At 73.4% G+C, this 1,246-nt stretch carries 1 protein-coding gene; it reads left to right on the top strand.

The window, feature by feature from the left end:
• Window positions 1–1,246 (top strand): acyl carrier protein (locus B056_RS36095; protein ID WP_035751252.1); only part of this gene is annotated, 1,246 nt, incomplete at both ends.

Here is a 1,246-nt window from a genome sequence, read left to right as displayed (position 1 = left end):
CAGGGGCTGGCCGCGTTCGACGCGGCGCTGAGTGCCGACCGGGCGCTGCTCGCCCCCCTGGGCCTGGACCTGCCCGCCCTGCGCGCGGCCGGCGGCGCCGGGATGCTCCCGGCCCTGCTCGAACGCCTCGCCCGCCCGGCCCGGCCCGGTCGTCCGGCCGGCGCCGGTGGCCCCGGGCTCGCGCGGCGACTTGCCGGGCTGCCGGCCGAGGAACGTCAGCGTGCGGTGCTGCAGCTTGTGCGGAGCCAGGTGGCCGCCGTCCTGGGCTACCGCTCCGGTGCCGAGCTGGACGCGCGCCGGGCGTTCCGCGAGCTGGGCTTCGATTCGCTCACCGCGGTGGACCTGCGCAACCGGCTGGCGGCGGCCAGTGGAATGCGGCTGCCCTCCACCCTGGTGTTCGACTATCCGAACGTCGAGGCCCTGGCCGAGTTCATCGTCGGGGAAGTCTCCGGAATCGCCGCCGACGTGGTGGCCCCGGTGGCGCTGGCCGGCTCCGACGAGCCGATCGTGATCGTGGGAATGTCCTGCCGCTACCCCGGCGGGGTGGAATCACCGGAAGACCTGTGGGAGCTGGTCTCCGCCGGCCGGGACGGAATCGGCTACTTCCCGACCGATCGCGGCTGGGACGTCGAGGGTCTGTACGACCCGGATCCGGATCATCCCGGCACGTCGTACTCCCGGGAGGGCGGTTTCCTCTACGGCGCGGCGGAGTTCGACCCGGGTCTGTTCGGGATCAGCCCGCGGGAGGCCCTCGCGATGGATCCGCAGCACCGGCTGCTGCTGGAGGCGTCCTGGGAGGTGTTCGAACGGGCCGGGATCGACCCGACGGGGCTGCGCGGCTCGCGTACCGGAGTGTTCGCCGGCGTGATGTACAACGACTACGCGATCGTCCTGGGCCAGTCGGTCGACAACGCCGAAGGGTCCATGGGTACCGGCGGCAGCATCGCCTCCGGCCGGGTGTCCTACACGTTCGGCCTCGAGGGCCCGGCGGTCACCGTCGACACGGCCTGCTCGTCGTCCCTGGTAGCACTGCACCTCGCGGCGCAGGCCCTGCGCAGCGGCGAGTGCGACCTGGCCCTCGCCGGCGGGGTGACGGTGATGTCCACCCCGAACACGTTCATCGGCTTCTCTCGGCAGCGTGGCCTGGCCCGGGACGGCCGCTGCAAGTCGTTCGCGGACGCCGCCGACGGCACCGGCTGGGGTGAGGGCGTCGGGATGCTGCTCGTCGAGCGGCTCTCCGACGCCG

Source organism: Parafrankia discariae (assembly GCF_000373365.1).
Taxonomy (GTDB): Bacteria; Actinomycetota; Actinomycetes; order Frankiales; family Frankiaceae; genus Parafrankia; species Parafrankia discariae.
The sequence above is the reverse complement of the archived record's forward strand: the minus strand, read 5'-3'. Positions and strand labels throughout refer to the sequence as shown.